Source organism: Lichenicola sp., assembly GCF_965198575.1.
In the GTDB taxonomy this organism is placed as follows: domain Bacteria; phylum Pseudomonadota; class Alphaproteobacteria; order Acetobacterales; family Acetobacteraceae; genus Lichenicola.
Window position 1 is genome coordinate 3,103,881 of the sequence record NZ_OZ240671.1, and the last position, 20,024, is coordinate 3,123,904.

The 20,024-nt window shown below is 67.3% G+C and carries 15 protein-coding genes; 4 read left to right on the forward strand and 11 right to left on the reverse strand.

Annotated features, from left to right (window positions below):
* The first annotated feature begins 1 nt into the window (after position 1).
* Complete coding sequence (locus ACOEQ2_RS14075; protein ID WP_419728597.1) at positions 2-661, forward strand: FMN-binding negative transcriptional regulator; 660 nt, start codon at positions 2-4, stop codon at positions 659-661.
* On the opposite strand, the gene ACOEQ2_RS14080 is transcribed toward ACOEQ2_RS14075, so the two are convergent.
* From ACOEQ2_RS14080 to ACOEQ2_RS14095, 4 genes are all read right to left on the reverse strand, one after another.
* Complete coding sequence (locus ACOEQ2_RS14080; protein WP_419728598.1) at positions 630-1,439, reverse strand: AraC family transcriptional regulator; 810 nt, start codon at positions 1,437-1,439, stop codon at positions 630-632. The genes ACOEQ2_RS14075 and ACOEQ2_RS14080 overlap by 32 nt on opposite strands.
* Before the next feature lie 70 nt (positions 1,440-1,509).
* Positions 1,510-1,845 (reverse strand): SemiSWEET family sugar transporter, encoded by a 336-nt coding sequence (locus ACOEQ2_RS14085; protein ID WP_419728599.1) that lies wholly within the window; start codon positions 1,843-1,845, stop codon positions 1,510-1,512.
* 79 nt (positions 1,846-1,924) lie between these two features.
* A complete protein-coding gene (locus ACOEQ2_RS14090; protein ID WP_419728600.1) occupies positions 1,925-2,872 on the reverse strand; it encodes an NAD-dependent epimerase/dehydratase family protein in 948 nt (315 codons plus the stop codon).
* An 8-nt stretch (positions 2,873-2,880) separates the two neighbouring features.
* Positions 2,881-6,366: a glycosyltransferase gene (locus ACOEQ2_RS14095; RefSeq protein WP_419728601.1), complete on the reverse strand. Its 3,486-nt coding sequence runs from the start codon at positions 6,364-6,366 to the stop codon at positions 2,881-2,883.
* A gap of 412 nt (positions 6,367-6,778) precedes the next feature.
* Here ACOEQ2_RS14095 and ACOEQ2_RS14100 point away from each other — a divergent pair, with 412 nt between their 5' ends.
* Both ACOEQ2_RS14100 and ACOEQ2_RS14105 read left to right on the forward strand, forming a co-directional pair.
* Positions 6,779-8,149, forward strand: coding sequence for a beta strand repeat-containing protein (locus ACOEQ2_RS14100; RefSeq protein ID WP_419728602.1), 1,371 nt, complete (start codon positions 6,779-6,781; stop codon positions 8,147-8,149).
* 199 nt (positions 8,150-8,348) lie between these two features.
* Positions 8,349-11,216, forward strand: a complete 2,868-nt coding sequence (locus ACOEQ2_RS14105; protein ID WP_419728603.1) for a glycosyltransferase — start codon at positions 8,349-8,351, stop codon at positions 11,214-11,216.
* Here the strand turns inward: ACOEQ2_RS14105 and ACOEQ2_RS14110 are convergent.
* A complete protein-coding gene (locus tag ACOEQ2_RS14110; RefSeq protein WP_419728604.1) occupies positions 11,149-11,976 on the reverse strand; it encodes a rhamnan synthesis F family protein in 828 nt (275 codons plus the stop codon). The two genes, ACOEQ2_RS14105 and ACOEQ2_RS14110, sit on opposite strands and share 68 nt — an antisense overlap.
* Positions 11,977-12,322: 346 nt before the next feature.
* Between ACOEQ2_RS14110 and ACOEQ2_RS14115 the strand changes: the two genes are divergently transcribed.
* The gene (locus ACOEQ2_RS14115; protein WP_419728605.1) at positions 12,323-12,592 is read left to right on the forward strand and encodes an HU family DNA-binding protein; all 270 of its coding nucleotides are present in this window, start codon (positions 12,323-12,325) and stop codon (positions 12,590-12,592) included.
* A 193-nt stretch (positions 12,593-12,785) separates the two neighbouring features.
* On the opposite strand, the gene ACOEQ2_RS14120 is transcribed toward ACOEQ2_RS14115, so the two are convergent.
* The 6 genes from ACOEQ2_RS14120 to ACOEQ2_RS14145 all read right to left on the reverse strand — a co-directional run bounded on the left by ACOEQ2_RS14120 (position 12,786) and on the right by ACOEQ2_RS14145 (position 19,861).
* Positions 12,786-13,658, reverse strand: coding sequence for a hypothetical protein (locus tag ACOEQ2_RS14120; protein WP_419728606.1), 873 nt, complete (start codon positions 13,656-13,658; stop codon positions 12,786-12,788).
* 320 nt (positions 13,659-13,978) lie between these two features.
* The gene (locus tag ACOEQ2_RS14125) at positions 13,979-14,485 is read right to left on the reverse strand and encodes a DUF4864 domain-containing protein (RefSeq protein ID WP_419728607.1); all 507 of its coding nucleotides are present in this window, start codon (positions 14,483-14,485) and stop codon (positions 13,979-13,981) included.
* A gap of 434 nt (positions 14,486-14,919) precedes the next feature.
* Positions 14,920-15,138 carry a hypothetical protein gene (locus tag ACOEQ2_RS14130; RefSeq protein WP_419728608.1) on the reverse strand — a complete coding sequence of 73 codons (219 nt, stop codon included), beginning with the start codon at positions 15,136-15,138 and terminating at the stop codon, positions 14,920-14,922.
* A gap of 438 nt (positions 15,139-15,576) precedes the next feature.
* Entirely contained in the window at positions 15,577-17,814 is a 2,238-nt protein-coding gene (locus ACOEQ2_RS14135; RefSeq protein WP_419728609.1) for an efflux RND transporter permease subunit, read from the reverse strand.
* Positions 17,811-18,377, reverse strand: coding sequence for a sigma-54-dependent transcriptional regulator (locus tag ACOEQ2_RS14140; protein WP_419728610.1), 567 nt, complete (start codon positions 18,375-18,377; stop codon positions 17,811-17,813). The genes ACOEQ2_RS14135 and ACOEQ2_RS14140 overlap by 4 nt, the downstream gene beginning before the upstream one ends.
* Complete coding sequence (locus tag ACOEQ2_RS14145) at positions 18,326-19,861, reverse strand: sensor histidine kinase (RefSeq protein ID WP_419728611.1); 1,536 nt, start codon at positions 19,859-19,861, stop codon at positions 18,326-18,328. Before ACOEQ2_RS14145 ends, ACOEQ2_RS14140 begins: the two co-directional genes overlap by 52 nt.
* Positions 19,862-20,024: the final 163 nt, after the last annotated feature.

Consider the following 20,024-nt stretch of genomic DNA (forward strand, 5'->3'; position numbering starts at 1 on the left):
GATGTTCATCCCCGACGAGTACCGCCTCGACGATGCCGCGACCGCGTTCGCGTTGATCCGCGAGATCCGCACCGGCACGCTGATGACGGCGGCACCGGACGGCGTCGGCGCACCGGATGCCAGCCACCTGCCATTCATGGTGGATGCCGAGGGTGCGGACCCGCAAACCGGCCGGGGTGGCCGGCTGATCGGCCATGTCGATCGGCGCAACCCGCAATGGCAGGCTCTGGAGGCGCGACCGGAATGCAGCGTCGCCTTCCTTGGCCCGCAGGCGCATGTCTCGCCGTCCTGGTACGGCACCCGTCCGCGGGCGCCGACCTGGCTGTACGTAGCGGTGCAGGTGCGGGGCAGGGCCGTGCTGATCACCGACCAGTCGGCGCTTCGGGCAATGGTGGAGCGGCTTTCGGACGAACTGGAACCCCCGGGCAGCGACTGGAACAGCAGCCAGGTCGTGCCGTACACCGAGCGGCTGATGCCCTACATCGTGGGCTTCGGCATCGACATCGAGCGCATCGACACACAGATCCGGCTGGGCCAGGGCAATACCCCCGACGATCGCCGCCGCGTCCTGGCAGCGCTCACCGCCGCCGGCGACACCAACTTCGGTGCCCGCGCGATTGCCGCCCTGATCAGGCGGCTGGTGCCGTTGCCTCCCGACTAGCGGGTTCCGCAACGGCTGCATGACGCATGTACAGGCTTGGGGTGGTGCCGAACACGCGCTGGAACAGTGCGGTGAACGCGCTCGGGCTGTCGTAACCGACCTCGCAGGCGGCCTGTGCCACCGAACAACCCTCCGACAGCCTCGCGCAGGCCGTCACCAGCCGCGCCTGCTGCCGCCAGGCGCCGAGACTGAGCCCGGTCTCGTCGCGGAACAGTCGCGTCATCGTCCGCCGGCTCATCCCGGCAAGATCCGCCCAGGCATCCAGGTCGCCGCTCTCGGCCAGGTTGGAGAGCACGAACCGGCACACCCGCAACAGCCGCGGATTGTCCGGCATCGGCAGGAACAGCCGCGTCATCGGCTCCTGGCAGATCTCGTCGAGGATCAGCCGCATGATCCTCCCGTCGCGGCCATCCACCGCATAATCCGGATCGACCGTCATCGCCTCGAGGATCAGCGCCCGCAGCAGGCTCGACACCTCGATTACCCGCGGCGCCGGCGGCAGGCCGTGCACGGCGTGATCATCGACATAGAGGGTGCGGAGCGACACCGCGGAACGACACAGCACCTCGTGCTCGGTGCCCGCAGGCAGCCAGAGTGCACGTTGCGGCGGCACGATCCACGACCCGTCATCGGTGGTGATGATCATCACCCCGGCAGCGGCGAACAGCAGCTGTGCGCGACCGTGCCGATGTCGCGGATCCAGGAACCCGGCCGGGTACTCATCGGAGAGTGCCGCCACCGGACGGCGGGTCGCTTGGGCGGTGAGGCTGCAGCGCATGATCGGCAACTCGCGGCAAAGGCGTCACGTGCCCCGAGCAAGCCGTGTGCCACGCATCACGCGTGTGAGATTACGTCTCCGGCGAGCGCTCGTCGTCGGTAGCGCCGACCACCGGCGCCAGCGTCTCGGCGACCGCCTCCTTCTGCTCCTGCGGCAGCATCTTCATCATCAGGATGAAGGCGGACAGCACCAGGCAGATGATGTTCTGCACGATGATCGCCCATTGTCGCTGCAGGATCCCGTACAGCAGCCAGGTGCAGAACCCCGCCACGGTGATCAGGTACATCTTGAGCGAGATGCCGTCGGTGTTGCGGGTTCGGATGATGCTCCAGGCCTGCGGCACGTAGCTGATCATCGACAGGGTCGCCGCAAACAGGCTGACGATGGTGACAGCACTCAGATGCATCGCCGTCCCGCCTCGCCACCCAGCCAACGCCCGGACAACGCAGCAGGGCGTGGCTCGGATGCCTCCCAATCGGCGGGTTCTAGCGTGGCGTTCGCAGCCAGGCGGCAGTGCGTGCGAGGCCATCCTCCCAGCCGACCCGCGGTCCCCATCCGGTCTCCCGCTGCAGTCGCGTGCTGTCGAGGATGTTCACCGCCACATCGCCCGAGCGCCCTGGGTGCCGGTCCAGGATCGGCCGGCAGCCGGTGACGCGGGCCGCATCCTCGATCACTGAAAGCACGCTTCGGCCGATCCCGCTGCCGACATTGAACAGCCGCGACGCATCCGCCCCCGGTTCTGCCTCCAGGAACGCCACGGCTAGGAACGCCGCGACGACGTCATCGATGTGCAGGTAGTCGCGGATCACCGCCCCGTCGCCCCAGAGCGGGATCGCCCCGGCCCCGAGCAGCCGGTGCAGCACAGCCGCCACCAGGCCCTGCTCGCGATTTGGGTCCTGGTGCTGGCCGTAGGCATTGGCGATCCGCAGCACGCGGTACTCGAGCCCGTACAGATGCCGGTACAGCGCCAGGTATTTCTCGACCGTCAGCTTGCCGATGCCGTAGGCGGAGATCGGCTCGGTGGCGGCGGTCTCGGGGATCGGCGCGTCTCCGGCCGGCCCATACACGGTGCCGCCGGACGAGGCGAACACGGTCCGCTGCACACCCTGGCGCCGGCAGGCCTCGAGCAGCCGGACCTTCGGTGGCAGGCCGTCGGCGACGATCTGCGCCGGGTTGTCGTTGGAGCTGTTCGGCAGCCCGGCGCCGATCAGGTCGAACACGTGGGTGTGGCCGGCGACCAAGGCGTCCGGGTCGGAGAGCGACTCGATGCTGCCGGCCAGCCACAGCATCCGGTCCAACCCGGCGAGTGCGGGCGGTGGGCGCGACTTTCGCCCGAAACCTGTGGTGTCGATTCCCGCCGCCCGCAGCGCCAGGCAGAGATTTGTGCCGATGAAGCCGCCAGCGCCCAGCACGAGGCAGCGCGCACCCTTCACGACGAGTGTCAGAGCCGCTGCCTCGCCCCGCGCACCTTGAGCCGCAGCCAGGGGTGGCGGGTTTCAACGAACTCGACCATCAGCCGCTTGTTGGCGTCCTGCTCGGTGATCGCGTTCACCATCGACCCGGGATGGACGCGATACTCGGCGAGCTCCTCGGGCACCGCGATGCCGAACTGGCCGAGCTCCACCAGGCGGCACCACAGCGAGAAATCCTCCCACCCCATGGCGTCGCGGCGCACGTAATAGCCGCCGGCGCTGGCCCACGCCCATTTCGCGATCATTGCCATCGCATCGATGTAGTTGCCCGACGCCAGGTGGAACGGATCGAAGTCTCCCGCGCCCATCAGCTCCTGCTTGGCCTCGAACTGGCGGATGTGCGGATAGGCGAAGCCGGCCAGCGGCTCCTGATCGAGCGCCCGCAGCAGCCGCTCGCAGGCCTCGGGTGCCAGGCGATTATCGGAGTCGAGCACCATGATCCACGGTGTCTCGGCCTGGTCGAACACCACGTTGCGCGCCCCCCCGAGGCCGGCATTGCGGCGCGTCCGCAGGATCCGCACCCGGTTGAAGCGCAGCCGGTTGCGTTCCGCCCAGTCCAGCAGCAGCGGCACCGACCCGTCCCGCGAGCCGTCATCGACCACCACCAGGTCGAGCGCATCGAGCGTCTGCGCCAGCACGGACTCGAGCGCCTCGCCGATATGCATCTCGTAGTTATACGAGGTCATGCCGACGGTGACGGACGCCTCGCCGAGCGAGTCGTGGCAATAGAGCAGCTCGCTGTCGGGGATCTCCGGTAGCCCGGACGCCCGGTAGGTCCCCCGATGCAGCGCCAGTTCCGCAGCCCGGGCACCCTCGGCACCGCCATCGAGGCCGGTCAGCAGCTGCGACCACAGCTCGGACTGCCGGCGTGGCCCGAACTGCCAGAGCACGTCGTGATAGGCGTTGCGGGCAATCCGCCGGCGCAATTCCGGCTGCTCGACCAGCTGCAGCAGCAGGCGTTCCCAGCTGTCGGCATCGTCGGCCAGGAAGCCGGTGACGCCATCCTGCACGGCGCGGCGGAACGGGCCGGTGGGGGAGGCGACGACACACACGCCGGCCAGCGCCGACTCGAAGTATTTCAGCTCGCTCTTGGCTTCGCAGAACGGGTTGTCCGGCTGCAGCGGGCACAGCGACACGTCGAAGCGAGCCAATTCCCCGGGCAGCTCGGCCAACGGCACCATGTCGCGCCACTCGATCCGGTCGGCGAACGGCAGCAGGGCCGGGAACTCCTCGATCAGCACCAGCCCGCCCTCGCTGCCGGCGCCGCCGGCGCTGGGGTCGCGGAACAGCACCAGCAGCGTCTCGGGACGAAGCGAGAGAACGCGCGCGAGCGCGTCGGCGATCTCGGCAAAGTCCTTCTGGTGGGTGCGGGTCCCGCCGGCGTAGCCGAGCCTGATACGGCCATCCGCGGCCTGCTCGCCACGCAGGCGCACGGCGCGCCGCGACGCCCGTTCGGTGGCGGCATCGAAGGTGTTCGGCAGCACATGCACGATGGGGTGCTGCTCGCCCATCGGCCCGGCCAGCTCCAGGGTGGTGGTGGTGCAGAGATCGCACGAGATGAGGGTGCGCAGCATCCCCAGGAAGTAGGAGCGGCTCTCGGCTTCGGTCAGGAAGTTGGTGCGGATACCGTCGATGATTTCGATCACCGCCAGCGACGGCTTGACGATCAGGTCGTCGAGGTCGAACACGACCCGGGTTCCGGCCTCGTGCGCCAGCCGGATCAGCGTCTGGATGTGCCCGCTATAGGCCGCCCGCCACAGCACCACGAGATCGGCGGCGCCCAGGTTGCCCGGATTGACGTCGAAGACGTCGACCGTCTCGGTCTGGTAGCCGAGCCGTGCGCAGGCGGCGGCGTTGCGCAGCGTGCGATAGGTCGCCCCCGGAGTGCCGGGCTCGCCGGCCACGAACAGGATCCGCCTGATCGGACGCCAGCCGAGCCGGGCGGGTGCCGGATCTGCGTCGGTGGCCGGTGCCGTGACCTCAGGCACGCGGACGTCCGCCTCGGGCTCGCGGGCTTCAGGTCCGGCGAGGGCGACGGCGTGGTCCGCCGCCTCCGGGGGGAGAGCCAACGGTTCCGGCACGGGTGCGTCCGCTTCGACAGGCAGTGCGGGTGGCGCCGGATCGCTCGGCGGCGCAACTGCCGGCAGCGCATCCGGGCCGCGCAACCTCGACAGCACGATCCGGGCCGGCCGGGTCAGCCGCCAGGACGCCGAGGCCTGCAGCGCTTCGAGGTCGTTCTGCAGGCGAATACGCTCGACGCGCGCCGCTGCCGCCTCCGCCTGCAGGCGCGCACGCTCTTCCTGCCACCCCTGTGCCGCAACCTGAAGCTGACGGGCGTGTTCGGCCGCCAGCATCGCTTCGCGCTCGAGATGAGCCTGCTCCAAGGCCTGCATAGAGGCCCGATGCGCAGCGGTCAGCTCGAGGAGCGCGGCATCCGCAGCCCGGGCCGCCTGGGTCTGCGCCTGGGCGGCCTGGTCACGGACCCGCTCGGCGGTCTCGAGGGCCCCCAGGTGCGCGCTCAGGCGATGACGGTCCAGCTTGCTGTGCGCCAGGTCGTCACGAAGCCGGTGGTGAGCTTCCTGCAGCGCCTGCAGTGCCTCGCGTTGCGTGTCGCTCTCGGCCTTGAGCCGGACGAGCTCGGCGGTGGCCTGCTCCAGTTCCGCGGCGAGAGGCTCCGCCGTGGCGGCCTGTACGGCCAGCGCCTGGCGATCGCGGGCATCGACGACCCGCTGGAACTCGACCTCCCAGCGCTCGCCGAGCAGGGCGAAGCGGTCGCGCAGCCGTGCGGTCCCGGCCGGGTCGGCAGCGAGCGCCCAGAGTGACGCCAACGACTCCGGCGGTGCCGAGCCCGGCGCGATCACCCCGAGCCCATGGCCATGCAGGAACTCGAAGCTCGGATGGCGCCCCGCCAGCTCGGCCCAGAATCGCCATACCCCGAAATCGTGCTCGCGGACGTTGGTATCGTGCAGCAGCACGATCGCCCGGGGCGACAGCTTCGGCAGCCAGGTCCGGTAGTCATGCGCCACATCCTCGAAGCGGTGGCGTCCGTCGATGTGCAGCAGGTCGATGCTGCCGTCGGCGAAGCGGGACACGGCGTCGTCGAAGCGCATCTGCAGCAGCCGCGAGAAGGTGCCGTAGCGGGTGTCGTGGAACGCCCTGAGGTTGGCCAGTACCGTCTCGTCATAGAAGCCGGCATGCTCGTCGCCGGCCCAGCCATCCACCGCGAAGCAACGCGTGGCCAGGTCGCCTGCCACCACGGCATCGCAGAAGCCGGCATAGGAAACCCCGCAATGGGTGCCGAGCTCGACCAGCAGCCGAGGCTCCAGCGCCCTGACGAGCCAGCCGGCAAATGCCAGGTGGCCGTACCAGGCGCTGTCCACGCCAAGGCGGGAGGGACGGGTAAAGACCTGGTCGAGAGCGGGATCGAGCAGAAGCGGGATGGCATCCTGCGTCACGATTTCGAGCGGTCCCACCGCTGGCGCCCCGGGTGCTTTGTCAATCGGGGGTGAATGCGGTTTCAATGACATGCTTCGGATTGCGTGCCGTAACTGTAACATATCGTCAATATAGAAGTGCCCGTGGCGGGAAGTTTCGCGAGGACCACCGAACTACCTGGACAATCCACCGTAGCTGCTCGAATATACCTAGGAACCCGGCACGCCGCCGCTGCTTATGCTCGGACGACTATCACTCCAGGTCTGAATTCGGGCAAATCTCTCAAAACTTGTCGACTTCAGTCAATTTTAAGTTTGGGCGTGGTAGGGCTTTTTGGTTGCACTGCGGCATAATCCTGGATAGGTTAATGGTGCACGTGTTGGTGAGCTTGGTTGCCGCAGGGCAATCGCGAGAGCGACAGGGGAATAAGCGATGGTGAATGTTGTAACAGTTTTAGGCGCGGCGGGGCATATCATCCCCGTTACCGTCAACGGGAGCCAGGCTTACTCGCTGGCGCAAGCTTACCAGGCTGCGGTCAATGGCGCGTCTGCGAGTGGCAACCTGTTCGCAGCCGAAGGCAACGGCGTCGGCGTTCCGGCACCGACCGGTGGCTCGATGGTCAATGAGTATGTCGCGAGCTCGGGTGGCTTCTACACCTTCCCGTCGGGCTACGACCACTTCGTCACCGACACCGGCAGCAAGGTGTTCATCGACGCATCCGGCGCCAGCGCGGGCACGACGCTCAGCACGCTGGTCGGGACTGGCGGCGCGACCTTCATCTCCGGCAACGAGTCCGGCACGTTCGTCGCCGGCGGCGGCAACAACCTGTTCATCGGGTCGGGCGCGGGCACCTACCAGGTCGCCACCAGCGACGGCAATGACAGCATCTTCGCTGGCACCGGCAACACCTACATCTACGGCGGCACCGGCGACAACCTGATCACCCTCGGAGCGGGCGCGGATACCGTCCAGTCCGACGGCACCGATCGCATCATCGCCGGCACCGGCAACGACACGATCGCCCTGTCCGGGACGGCCAGCACGATCTACGGTGGCAGCGGCACCTCGCTCGTTGACGACTCGGCTGGGACCAGCACCAGCATCGCCGGCGGCACGGGCGCGTCCTCGATCACGGGCGGCACCGACGGCTTTTACACGCTCAACGGTCCGTCCACTGTCTTCGCCGGTCTTTCGGACACCATCACGGCGTCTGCTGCGTCGACCATCTACGGCACGTCCGGCACGACGTTCACCGGTATCGGCAGCGGCTCGGCCCTGACCTTCATCGGCGGCCCGGGTTCGGCCACCGTGAACTCCGGCATCGGCACCGCGACGGTGTTCGGCGCCGACGGCTCCAACATCACCTACACCGGTGCTGGCACCCTCGTGGCCGGTTCGGGCAACGAGACGCTGAACGGCTCCGGCAGCACCCAGGGCTTCGCCGGGTTCATCTCGAACCAGGTCGTCGCCGGAAACGACAGCATCGGTGGCGGAACCGGTGCGGACACGCTGGTCGCGGGCCTGGGCAACCAGACCCTCAGCGGCGGTTCGGGCGCTGCAAACCAGTTCATCATTGCCGCGAACGGCACGATGAGCCAGGCGACGATCACCATCAGCGACTTCGGCAGCGCGGCCGGCAACATGGTCTATCTGTATGGCTACGGCGCCAACGAGGTCCAGAATGCCCTGTCGACTGCGGTCACCGCGGGCGGCTCGACCACGATCACCCTGGCTGACAAGTCGACCGTCACCTTCGCCGGTGTGACCAGCCTCAACTCCAGCAGCTTCAAGGCTGACGCCTGATCATAGGCGTCTTCCTCTGGGGCCTCCTGGCCTAGCTGACCAACGTGCAAGAAACCGGGTCCTCGTGACCCGGTTTTTTTGGCGTTCGGTCTACAGTCTCTTACGGACTTTCATGGACGGTAAACCACTCTGCCCCACTGACCCCGGGGACGCCGCGAGCGTCGCCAGCATCGACCTCCCGGCGGGCGCAGACCTACCCATGTCGACAGATCAGGTCGCCGCCCAATCGTTGCAGCAATCCGACCAGCTTCAGCAGCTCAGCCGGGAGCTTGCAGAGGCGAGGGCACTGTTTCAAAGCACCCGGGCAAGCCTCGAACTGCAGGGCCTGCGTGGCGACGGCCTCCAGGCATCACTCGACGGCGCCCGCCATCGGCTGGGCCAGCTCGAACGCTCGGTCTCCTGGCGACTGACGACGCCGATCCGCTACGTGCGGGCGTTTGCCGCCGGACGATTGCCGTCAGGGCGCAGCTTCAGCCAGGCGGCAACCCATCTTGCCGACATCTATGACAAGGAGGGTCTGCCCGGGCTTCGCCGGCGTGTCGTTCGAAGGCTGCCACTGCCCGCGCCTCGATCCGCGCGGCGGGAAGCACCCGCTTCTCCGGCCCGGTCCGATCTGGATGCCGACGCGACGCCCGGACCGTATGAGACCCCGACACCTGACGCGCACAGGGCCGTCCTAGCACCGTCGGTGCTGATCATTGCCGAGCTCAGCATCCCGCAATGCGCGAAGTATCGCGTCTGGCAGAAGCAGGAGCTGCTGCAGAGCCTCGGCTGGACCTGCCGCGTCATCGGGTGGCGCGAACTCGACCAGGTGATGACGGCGCTGCAGTTCTGCACCGAGGTCATCCTCTACCGGGTCCCTGGCGAGCCGGCCGTGCTGGACATCCTCGCCGAGGCGAAGCGGCTCGGGCTCGATCCGTGGTGGGAGGTCGACGACCTCATCTTCGACGAGCCGCTCTACCGCAAGAACAGCAATCTCGCGACGCTCGCGCCCGACCTGCGGCGTCAGGTTCTTGCCGGCATCCGTCTCTATCGCCGCGCGATGCTCAGCTGTCGCAGAACCATCGCATCGACGTCCCGCCTGGCGCAGTGCATGGCCGAGGCCGGGATCGAGACCACGCAGGTGGTGGAGAACGCGCTCGATGCGGGGACCCTCGAGGTCGCGGCGTCACTCCGCCTCCGACGGGAACACGCCGCCCGCTCCCATTCCGCCCCTCGCCATCCCGCCGACGCCGCGGCGGGACCGGCGCCGGTCACGATCGTCTATGGGTCGGGCACCAAAACGCATGACGCAGACTTCCTGGTTGCCGGACCGGCGATCCTCTCTCTGATGCAGCGCCACAGCCAAGTCCGCTTGCGAATCGTCGGCGACCTGACCCTGCCGCCAGGCTTCGAGCGCGTGTCCGATCGCGTCGAGGAGCTCGCCGGCACCGACTACCGCGCCTATCTCGGCCTGCTCGCCCAGGCCGACATCGCCATCGCCCCGCTTGAGGCGACGCTCTTCAACGATGCCAAGAGCAACATCAAGTTCCAGGAGGCGTCGATCCTCGGCCTGCCGTCGGTGGTTTCGCCGCGCCAGGCGTTCCGGGACGTGGTCGTCCAGGACAGCAACGGGCTCCTGGCCGACACGCGCGAGGATTGGGAAACCGCGCTGGAGCGGCTGGTCCTGGATCCGCAGCTGCGTCAACGCCTGGGTGCGCGCGCCCTGATCGACGTCACCACTCGCTACGCGCCCGACCGGATCGCCGAGGAGCAGGTCTCGGCGCTGTTCGGCCGGCCGCCGACCATGCCGCGCAAGCCACTGCGAATCCTGGCCGCGAACATCTTCTTTGCGCCGCAGAGCTTCGGCGGTGCGACGATCGTGGCCGAGCAGATGGCGGCCCGACTGGCCCGCACCGACGATGTCGAGCTCTGCGTGTTCACCTCCAGGCCGGCGATCCCCGGCCGGCCGAACTCGGTGCTCCGCTACGACCAGGGCGGCATTCCGGTCTTTGCGACCAGCCTGTCCTCGGCCGGCGACCAGGTCGTGCAGCTGGACAACCCCTCCATGGTCACCACCTTCGGCCACCTGCTCGACGCGATCCGGCCGGACGTGGTGCACGCCCATTCGATCCAGGGCTTCGGCGCGCCGATCCTGCGCCTGTGCCGGGAGCGCGGCATTCCCTATGTCGTGACGCTGCATGATGCGTGGTGGCTCTGCGACCGCCAGTTCATGGTCCGCGGCGACAACCGGTACTGCTTCCAGACACGCATCGACCTGCGAGTCTGCCAGGACTGCCTGCCGGCCTCGAGGCATCTGCATGAGCGGATGCGCATCATGATGAGCGTGCTGAGAGGGGCCAGCCTGCTGCTGTCACCGAGCGAATCGCACCGCCAGCTCTACCTCGCGAACGGCATCGATCCGGACCGCCTCCGGGTGAACCGCAACGGCATCCGGATGCCGCGGACGCCACGCCAGCCGCGGAAGGCCGGGATGCCGTTGCGCTTCGGTTTCGTCGGTGGCGCCGAGCCGATCAAGGGCTTTCACCTGATCCGCCGCGCCTTCGAGTCGTTGGAGCGGTCCGACTGGGAACTGGTGCTGGTCGACAACACGCTCAATCTCGGTTTCCGCTCGATCGACGTGTCGGCCTGGAAGGTCGAGGGCCGGATCACGGTGATCCCGGCCTACACGCAGGACGGGCTCGACGGGTTCTTCCAGGGGATCGACGTGCTGCTGTTTCCGTCGCAGTGGAAGGAGAGCTTCGGGCTCAGCGTGCGCGAGGCCTTGGCACGCGACGTCTGGGTGATCGCGACCAGTGGCGGCGGTCAGGCGGAAGCGATCGAGGACGGGATCAACGGCCGGCTCATCCCGCTGGACGGGCGCGCTGACAGTCTCGTCGAGGCGATCAGCGAATTGCTTGTCGTACCGCAACGTTTCGATACTTACAGCAATCCGCTCGCCGCTTCGATTGCCACGTATGACATGCAGGCGGCCGAGCTGCTGGACGCCTTGCGCGAGGTCAGCGCCCGCGGTCCGGCGGCGTTGCCGGCTCCGCCGGTTTCGCAAGCCGGCCCGACGCTGCGGTGAGACCGAACAGCGACATCGCGGCTTCCGGCTGGTCGCTGCTCATCGCCGCGTAGAGCAGCCGCATTTTGAGGCTCTGCGACGGCACCGGCGCCTGGTGCTGCCCGACTGCCGCCAGATGCTGATCGATCCAGCCGATCGGAAAGATCGGGTTCCGGTCGAGAGCCTTGCGCCACCGACCGATCCAGGGGATCGCCGCCGGGTTGTCGCGAAGCAGCTCGACCTTGATGAACGGGACCGCACCGGCGCGCATCACCGACAGGAAATCGACATGCATCGGATTGCCTGGAAGCAGTCGCCGCATCCGCCTAGCCGGCTGATGCCAGCATGCATCCCAATCGAGTGCCGCCGCCCGTATCGCGGCGCCGAGCCCGAGCTCGCCGTGCAGCACGATCTCCGGCTTGCTCATGTCGCGATAGGGTAGCGCCAACACGCGGCCGATCTCCGGTCGCGCAAACGCCGCCGCCTTGAAGCAGAGAAACCAGGACTGCAGATGCCAGCTGGACTCTCGCGACTCCACCATCCCCCACACATCGGCATTCCTCGACATCATGCCGGCGACGATCGGTGCGAGCGGCTGCAGCGGTCCGAACACGCTGTCGTTGGCGAGCAGGACGGTATCGGCACCGTCCGCACAACCACGTTCCACGAGATGTTGCCAGGCACCGAAATCAAGACCCGAATTCGGCCGTGGATACGCGGTGGCGCCAATCTCGTCGAGCGCGACGCGATCATGTTCCGACACACGGATCGCGCCGGACAATGCGACATGTATCGTGAAACCGCATGTGCTCAACTGGCGCAGGTAGTGCATGGTATGTGGCGGAATTGTCCCGCTACGATCGAATTGTGCGAACAGACAGATCCGGCCGGGCATTCGTGCAAGGCTTCCTTCAGGCATCGAGAGTTCGTAGCGCAGGCGGCGATCGTAAGCTGAAAGCACCGCACTTGCAGTTCCAGTCTCGCAATACCATCAGTTGGTCAATGGATTAGCACTTGGCGGCTGATACGAAGCGGGAGTAGAAGCCCGGGAGGAGGGCGGGCTTGTCGTGCGGCGTGCGTGCAGCGACCGGTGTCGTGCCGTCGATTTAAAGGAGCTACCCAATTCCATGAGCAAGGCCTTCATTGCCGGTGTCATCCAGGACTCCATTGATTGCACAGGCGTCGCTGCCAACCAGGCTGCTGCGGACCTGATCTCGGCGATCGTGCGGGAACTGAAGAAGGAAGGCGGCTTCACGCTCCCGTCGTTCGGCACATTCACCGTCCGCAAGACGAAGGCGCGCAAGGCACTGAACCCGCGCACGGGTGAGCCGGTGAAGGTCAAGGCTGGCAAGACGGTCCGCTTCAAGGCCAGCCCGAATCTCAAAAAGGCCGTCTGAGACTGGATGTTCGGGCGGGGGGCGCCAGATCGGCTCCCCCGTCGACATCCTGAACCCATCGGATCGACGTCGATGTGGCGTCCGGCGCATCGCGTAAACCGGCCGGAACATGGCGGACCCACCTTGCGCTCCCGCATCTGCATCAGCGCCCATGGCCGGCCGCCGCGAGCCATATGCAGCAAGCTTCGGATCATCAGCCCGGTTGCAGCGTCTCGCAAGGGCGCCGCAGCCACCTGAGCGACCCGGCGACGGCAGCTCGCTCGGCAATGACTCCGGACCTCGGAAACAGCGGCATCATCGGCGGATCCTTTCGCGCGAGACGGTCGATGAAACGCATCGCGTTCATGCCATGCTGGATGGCGAGGTCGCTCTCGACGTCGAGCAGTGCGGCCTGATCGAGGGCCAGGCCGGCATAGGCGTGGCGTTCGGCGGCCTGCTGCCAGAGTTCGGCGCCGGATCGAGGGACGAGGTCCGGTCGTGACTCCACAAGCCGCGCACAGGCTGCAGCATCCTGCGAGAGGCTGAGCGCCTGCTGCCCGTGGCTGCCGGATTTGCCGGTATAGGACACGTGCAGCACGGGCTCCGCACGCCCAAGCGCCCAGGCCTGGACGGTCGACAGCGCTGCGGCAGAGTCCGGGTCCTGGGCGGGATCGGCCTTCTTCAGGCGGCCGCCGAGGCTCCAGGCTGCAAACCGTGCGGCACCCACAAGCAGGATCTCCGGGGAGTCGATCTGTGCGAGACCATCGACCGCCAGTTCCAATACCGCCAGGAAGCAGATGGCCGCCGTGCCTTCGTCGAATTGCGGGAACGTCTTGCGCGCCGATGCCCACGCGGCCTGCAGAACATCGCCGGACGCGACAGGCGCTCTGCCGACGATGAATTCGAGCTTCGGCTTGAACAGCCGCGTCTTCGATCGCCACTCGCAAACCGTTTCCTCGACAAAGACTGCCGCTGCGCCAGTCGGCGTTATTCCCGCGTCGGGGTCGATCGCGGAAAGGACGGCTGCATAGGCAGCGGCGCCACGCGCGATCGCATGGGCGGTCATGGTATCGACGTGGTCAAGCAAGGCGGGGTCCAGGACAACCAACGTGAATGCTCTCGCCGGCCGACAGTCCTCCGAAGCCCGTCGCCAGGCCAAGAGCGGGTCGGTAATCCGGTGGCGGTCGCGGAAGCGGGCCAGGGGCGAGTATGTCAGGCCGATGGCTGGCGCGGTCATCGCGCAGCGCCGTCCCAGGAAGCTTCGTGCCAAGGCGGATAAGGTCTTCAGCATTCCGCCAGACTGCCCGATAATCGTTAAGGCTTCGTAGCAAGAGTGCCCCCGTCACGCCCCGGGCGGCACGCCTGCTCCGACTGTCGAAATCGCTGTGCGGATGTCCCCGGTCCGGTTCAGGTCTCGATATGCGGATTGGTGATCAGGACGCAGCCGTCGATCAGCCATCGCCCGTCCGGCTCGTGCTCCATGGCGTAAAGCGCCTGTGAGGCGTCCCCATCCGGCCCGAAAAACTCGACCTTCTGCACCAAGATGCGGGGATGATCCGGATCCGCCTCGAGGCCGGCAAAGCGATATGAGCGCGGCCGGAACACCGCCGGGTAGGCCGCCCGCACCATGGCCAGGAATTGCGTCGCATCGGGAAAATGCGCCTTGATCCCCGGGGACGCGTAGCTGAAGGCGGCCGGTGCGTCATTGCTCCGGAAGGCCTGGATCTGCCCATCGATGGCGCCGCGGATCGCCGTGGGGTCCGCGGAGGCCACGGGATCGGCGCGCGCGGCGCCGATGAGTGTCGTCATCACGAGCAGGCTCGAGATCCAGCGCATCCGCACCATCCCCAACTTAACTGATCGTCCGGCCGCTTCGGCCGAGGTCACCATGGCACGGAAATCGATCCGGATCATGCATCGCGTGCGAGATGAGCGCGTGCTGCCCGACGATGCGAACGTGCACGGCAAAGCGCCGGAGACGGATCAGCCAGATCGCCGCTGCTAACATGGAATTGGCCGGCCCGGGGGTCGTGCTTGCCGGCCTGATGCGCGACCGCGCGCGGCTCGATGATCGTCGTTCACAGGTCGGGAGTGGCTGCGTCGGAGGACCACTTCGACAGCCGCGTCAGTCTCGCTCAGGACAACATCCAGAACCGCGTGGACGTCGTGACTGATCAGATGCGCCCACGGCCCGCTCAAAAGCACTCGACACGAGCGCATCCAAGATCACCCGGAGCGTGACAGGCGACTGGTCGATAACCAAGCGCCGGACGTCGGACGTCGGACGTCGGACGCCCGCCCCAGCCCCGCGCGATCCAACTCGTCGATCCAGTGGCCGGGACGAGTGACTATTGCAGGCAGGGCATGAGCGAGAGATCGGCCAGTCGGCGAACGGCGTCGAGACCTAACGCTCTGCCGGCGCGAGCAATTTGCTGCAGATCCTGCAAAATATCGAAACCAGCTTTCCGTCGCAGTCCCATGTCTTCACGAAGCCTGGACCGATCTGAAGAAGAGGTCAGGATCATCCGGTAAGGAGTGCCAGGACGGTCGGGATGGCTGTTCCACATGATAGGAGGATCCAGCTCAGCTGCTGACGCCGGACAGCGCGGAAGCCGAGCCAGAGACCCAAGCCAGTCGAGACGCAAAACGCGAGTGTCACGAACAGAAAGAACCATTTCAGCACCTGCACGGCCGCCGGGTCGGGCCGATCCGTGGACGTGATCTTCTTGCCCATGGGACGAACGATGTGGGCCGCTGCTGCAGGAATCACCCTGGGCTGTTCCGTGGCCTCACCGAGTATCTGGTCCTTGTGTAGCCTGGCGAGTCCCCCGAATGACCGCAGGCGGCTCATATCCGTCATGGGCCTCGTGCAGGCTGAACAGCTGCAACGCACCGGTCAGCGCGAAAAACAGGAGGCTCGGTGCCGTGAATATGGCCAGGTATGCATGAATTCGACGAAGCAGCACGGTCGATCATCCTCACGTGTCGAGTTGCTTGAAATGCGATCATCGTGCTGCGAGGGCAGACAGGGACGAAACGGGAGTGGCCTGCCGTCGCGACGCCAGCAGCACGTAAACCGCCGGCAGTACGAACAGCGTGAACAGCGTGCCGATCGACAGGCCCGACGCGATCACCAGCCCCATCACGAAGCGGGACGCCGCACCGGCACCGGTCGCCAGCACCAGAGGCATCACGCCCAGCACCATTGCGGCGGTGGTCATCAGGATCGGTCGCAGTCGAAGCGTGCAGGCGCGCAGGATCGCCTCCTGCTTGTCGAGCCCCATCGCCTGGCTCTCCTTGGCGACCTCGACGATCAGGATGCCGTGCTTGCTGATCAGCCCCATCAGCGTCACCAGCCCGACCTGGGTGAACAGGTTGATGCTCGCGCCGCCGATGCCGAGCCAGACGAACAGCAAGGCCCCGGCCATCGACATCGGCACCGAAACCAGGATGATCAGCGAATCACGAAAGCTCTCGAACAGGGCTGCAAGGGCCAGGTACGTGATCACCAGGGCTAATGTAAAAGTGGCAGTGAACCCACCGGTTTCCTGCACGAACTGGCGCAATGGCCCCACGGTATCGGTGCTGTAGCCTGCGGGCAGCATCCCGCCTGCGAGATGCTGCAGATCGTCGTAGGCCTGCCCCTGGGTGATGCCGGGAGCCGGCAGCGCGCTGATCGTCGCCGATTGCAGCTGCTGAAAATGGCTGATCGATTCCGGCACCACGCTGTTCTCGATATGCGCCACCGAGCGCAGCGGCACCGCGATCCCGTTCGCCGACCGGATCGGATAATCCAGGATCTGGTCGGGGTTCAGGCGGAACCGACGCATCGCCATCGGCTCGACCTTGTATGACCGTCGATTGGCTGAAAAAAAGCCGGTGTAGCTTTCGCCCAGCATTGCGTTCAGCGAGATGCCCAGGTCGTTCATCGTGAGCTTCAGGGCGGCGAGCTTGGCGCGGTCGACCACGATCGTCGCCTGCGGCTGGTCGATCTTGAGGTCCTTGTCGGCGTAGCTGAACAGCCCGCTGGCGCGAACCTTGTCGAGAAAGGCCGTCGACTCTTGATCCAGCTGCTCGAAGTCGCCGGTGCTCTGCAGCACGAAGCCGATCGGCAATCCGTCGGAACCGGGAAGATAGGGTGGAACGTAGCTCGCCATGTCGAGGCCGGCGATCCGTGACAACTTCGCCTGCACCTCGTCGCCGATGGTGAAGATGCTGCGGCGACGGTGGCTCCAGTCCGACAGATCGAGGCCGCCCTCGACCGATGGCGCCTCGTCGACCACATAGAAATGGATCATCTCCGGCACCGATTTGTAGATGGCGATAATCGACGGGTTGTACCGCTCCAGCGCGTCCGAGGTCGCGTCGGGCGCGCCGTTTCCCGACAGGTCGATTTCGCCGGTATCTTCCGCCGGCGAAAGCTCGTGCCTGGCGTGGGTGTAGAAAAACCAGCTGCTGCCCAACACCGCGAGACCGGCCAGCAGCACCAGCGGCTGCAGCTTCAGGGTCGCACGCAGCCCGGCGATGTAGCCGCGTTGCAGGCCGTCGAGCGCCCGTTCGCTGCGCCGCTGCATGCGGTTCGACAACGGTGTACGCCGACCGGGTGCGGCACGTGCGCGCAACAGGCGCGAGCTCATCATCGGCGACAGCGTCAAGGCCAGCAGCGCGGAAATGGTTACGGCGCCCGCCAGCGTGAATGCGAACTCGATGAACAGCGCACCGGTCAGTCCGCCTTGCAGGCCGAGCGGCACATAGACCGCAACCAGCACCAGCGTCATTGCCAGGATCGGCTGCACCAGCTCAGCCGCCGCCTCGGTGGCAGCGGCGATCGGAGCCAGCCCGCGCGCCAGATGCCGGTTCACGTTCTCGACCACGATGATCGCATCGTCCACGACCAGCCCGATCGCCAGCACCAGGGCGAGCAGCGTCAACAGGTTGATGGAGAACCCCATCAACGACATCATCGCGAACGTGCCGGTCAGGGACAGCGGGATCGTCACCAGCGGGACCAGAACCGAGCGCCATGAGCCCAGGAACGCGAACACCACCAGCGCCACGATCGCCAATGACTCCACCAGCGTCACCACCACCTCGTGGATCGAGGCGCGGATGAAGTCGCCCATGTCCTCGACCGCGATGATGTGCAGGCTGGGCGGCAATTGTCGGCGCAGCGACCCGATCTGCGCCTCGATGCCGCGGGCGACGGTCAGCGCGTCGGCCGACGGCATCGGCCGGACACTCATATGGATGCTGGGGAAGCCGTTATTGATGTCCTGCGTGTTGTCCGGGTCGCTGCCATGGTCTCGCCACTGACCAGAACCGTCGCATCGCTGTCCGCGAGCATACCGACCGCCTTCTGCACCTCACGCATCGCCGGCGACATGCCGATGAGCTCGTCGTCGCTCGGACGCGCGGTTGAAGTCGGCTGCGTGGCGGTATCCGGCAGCATGCGCCTGACGAGGGCGCCGAGAGCCTCGCGTCCGACCGGTTTGCTCAGATGATCGACGGCACCCAGGCGCATCGCCTCGATCGTGTTCCCGGCGGTCGGCGCTGCGGTCAGCACGGCGATCGGCAGCGGGCCACGCGACGGCGCGTGCTGCGCCCGGATCCGTCGCAGTACCTCCAGCCCATCCAGGCCCGGCATCCGGAGATCCAGCAGCACCGCATCGACGCCACCCTGCGCAAGCCGGTCGAGGGCGGCTTCTCCATCGGCCGCCTGCTCTGGCGCATGGCCGAGATCGACCAGCGTCTCGCTCATGCTGTCGCGCAGCTCCGCGTCATCATCGACAATCGGGATGACGGACATGCCGCGCCTCGCTCGGTGGATGCGCCGGCAGCCTCGGCCGGCAGCGTCATGGTGAAGCAGGCGCCGCTGCCGGCCGGGCGGTCCGTCAGCGCCAGGGTGCCGCCATGCGCCGTGACCAGCTCGCGCGCGATCGCCAGGCCGAGCCCGGTGCCGTCGGCCCGCCCGGTCACGAACGGCTCGAACAGCTGGCCGCGCACGCCCGGCGCCACGCCCGGACCATCGTCGGCGACGCTGATCCGCACCTGGCGGGCCAGGACATCCCGTTGCCCGGCCACGAACACCTGTCCGCCGGTGGGTGTCGCCCGGATTGCGTTCTCCAGCAGGTTGGCCAGCACCCGGCCCACGAGTGCGGGGTCGAACGGCACGGTGATCCCCTCAGGCGCCTCGAGGTGCAGCGCCACCCCGGCGGCCTGCGCCGCATCCTCGTGGTCGCGCAGGGTGGCACGCAGGAAGTCGCCGAGATCGACGGGCTCGGGCGCCGGCACCCGACTCTGGGTCATCGCCAGCAGCTCGCCCAGCAGCCGATCGAGCCGGGTGATCTGGCCCAGGATGCTGCCGAGTGCCTTGCGCCGCCGCTGATCGTCGCCAGCCAGCGCGTTTTCCGCCCGCAGCCGCATCGAGGCGATCGGGTTGCGGATCTCGTGGGCGACGCCGGCCGCGACCCGCCCGAGGGCGGCCAGTCGTGCGCCGTCCGCGACCCGGGCGGCCATGGTCGTGGCCTCGCGTCGGGCGGCGTCGAGGCGGGTGCTGGCGGTGTTGAGCGCGTCGATGATGCGGTCGAGCTCGCGCTCGCCGGTGGCGGCGACGCGGGGCAGGCCGCCGGTTCCGCTCGCGGAATGGCCCACGAGTGCCGCCTCGATCTGCCGGACGTGGCGCGACCAGGTCATGACCAGCCAGGTGAGCCAGCCGGTGATCGCCAGCACGAGCCCGAGCAGGACGGCAAAGCCCAGCCGCAGCTGCGAGAGGCCACGGGCGGCGTAGAGGCGGCGCGCGCTCCAGGCCACCAGGTTCGGCACCGGTCCGGACAGGATGCAGGCGGCGACGACGACCGTATCGCCGTGATCGAGGCCCTGCTCGACCACGTCGTGATCCTGCTGGAGTGCCGACGACGCGGCGGCCTGCAGGATGCTCATCGAGGGCAGCGCCGACAGGCTGAGGGGCTGGCTGGCGAGCAGGCCATGCCCGGGCAGCCAGACGCCGCCCGCGATGGGATCGTCGGCATCGAGGGCGCGGGCCAGCACCGCACGCAGATCCGCCCGGAAACCCGGATCGTCGGCTCGCGGCGCCGGCCCGTTCCAGCCGTTGTCGTAATACCGCCAGGCGTCGCGGATCTGGTCGCATGCGCCTGCAACCCGGTCCTCGGCGTTGGCCACGTTGGCCGAGGCGGATTGCGCGTAGAGTTGCGACATCAGCACCGCGAGGGCGATCGATGCCAGCGCCGACAGCACCCAGACGACCGCCAGGCGGGCTCGCAGCGAACGCATGTTTCCCCTGACCCGGTCGTTGGCACGTACCGCTCCACGGCTCCAGCGCATCCACGGCCTGTCAAGGATAGACGCTTGCCGCGGACAGATCGACCGCGGGTCGGGGCCTGCCTGGTGTCGTGCTGTCGGTGTGGCGCCCATGCTTTGCGAATGACACGGTCGC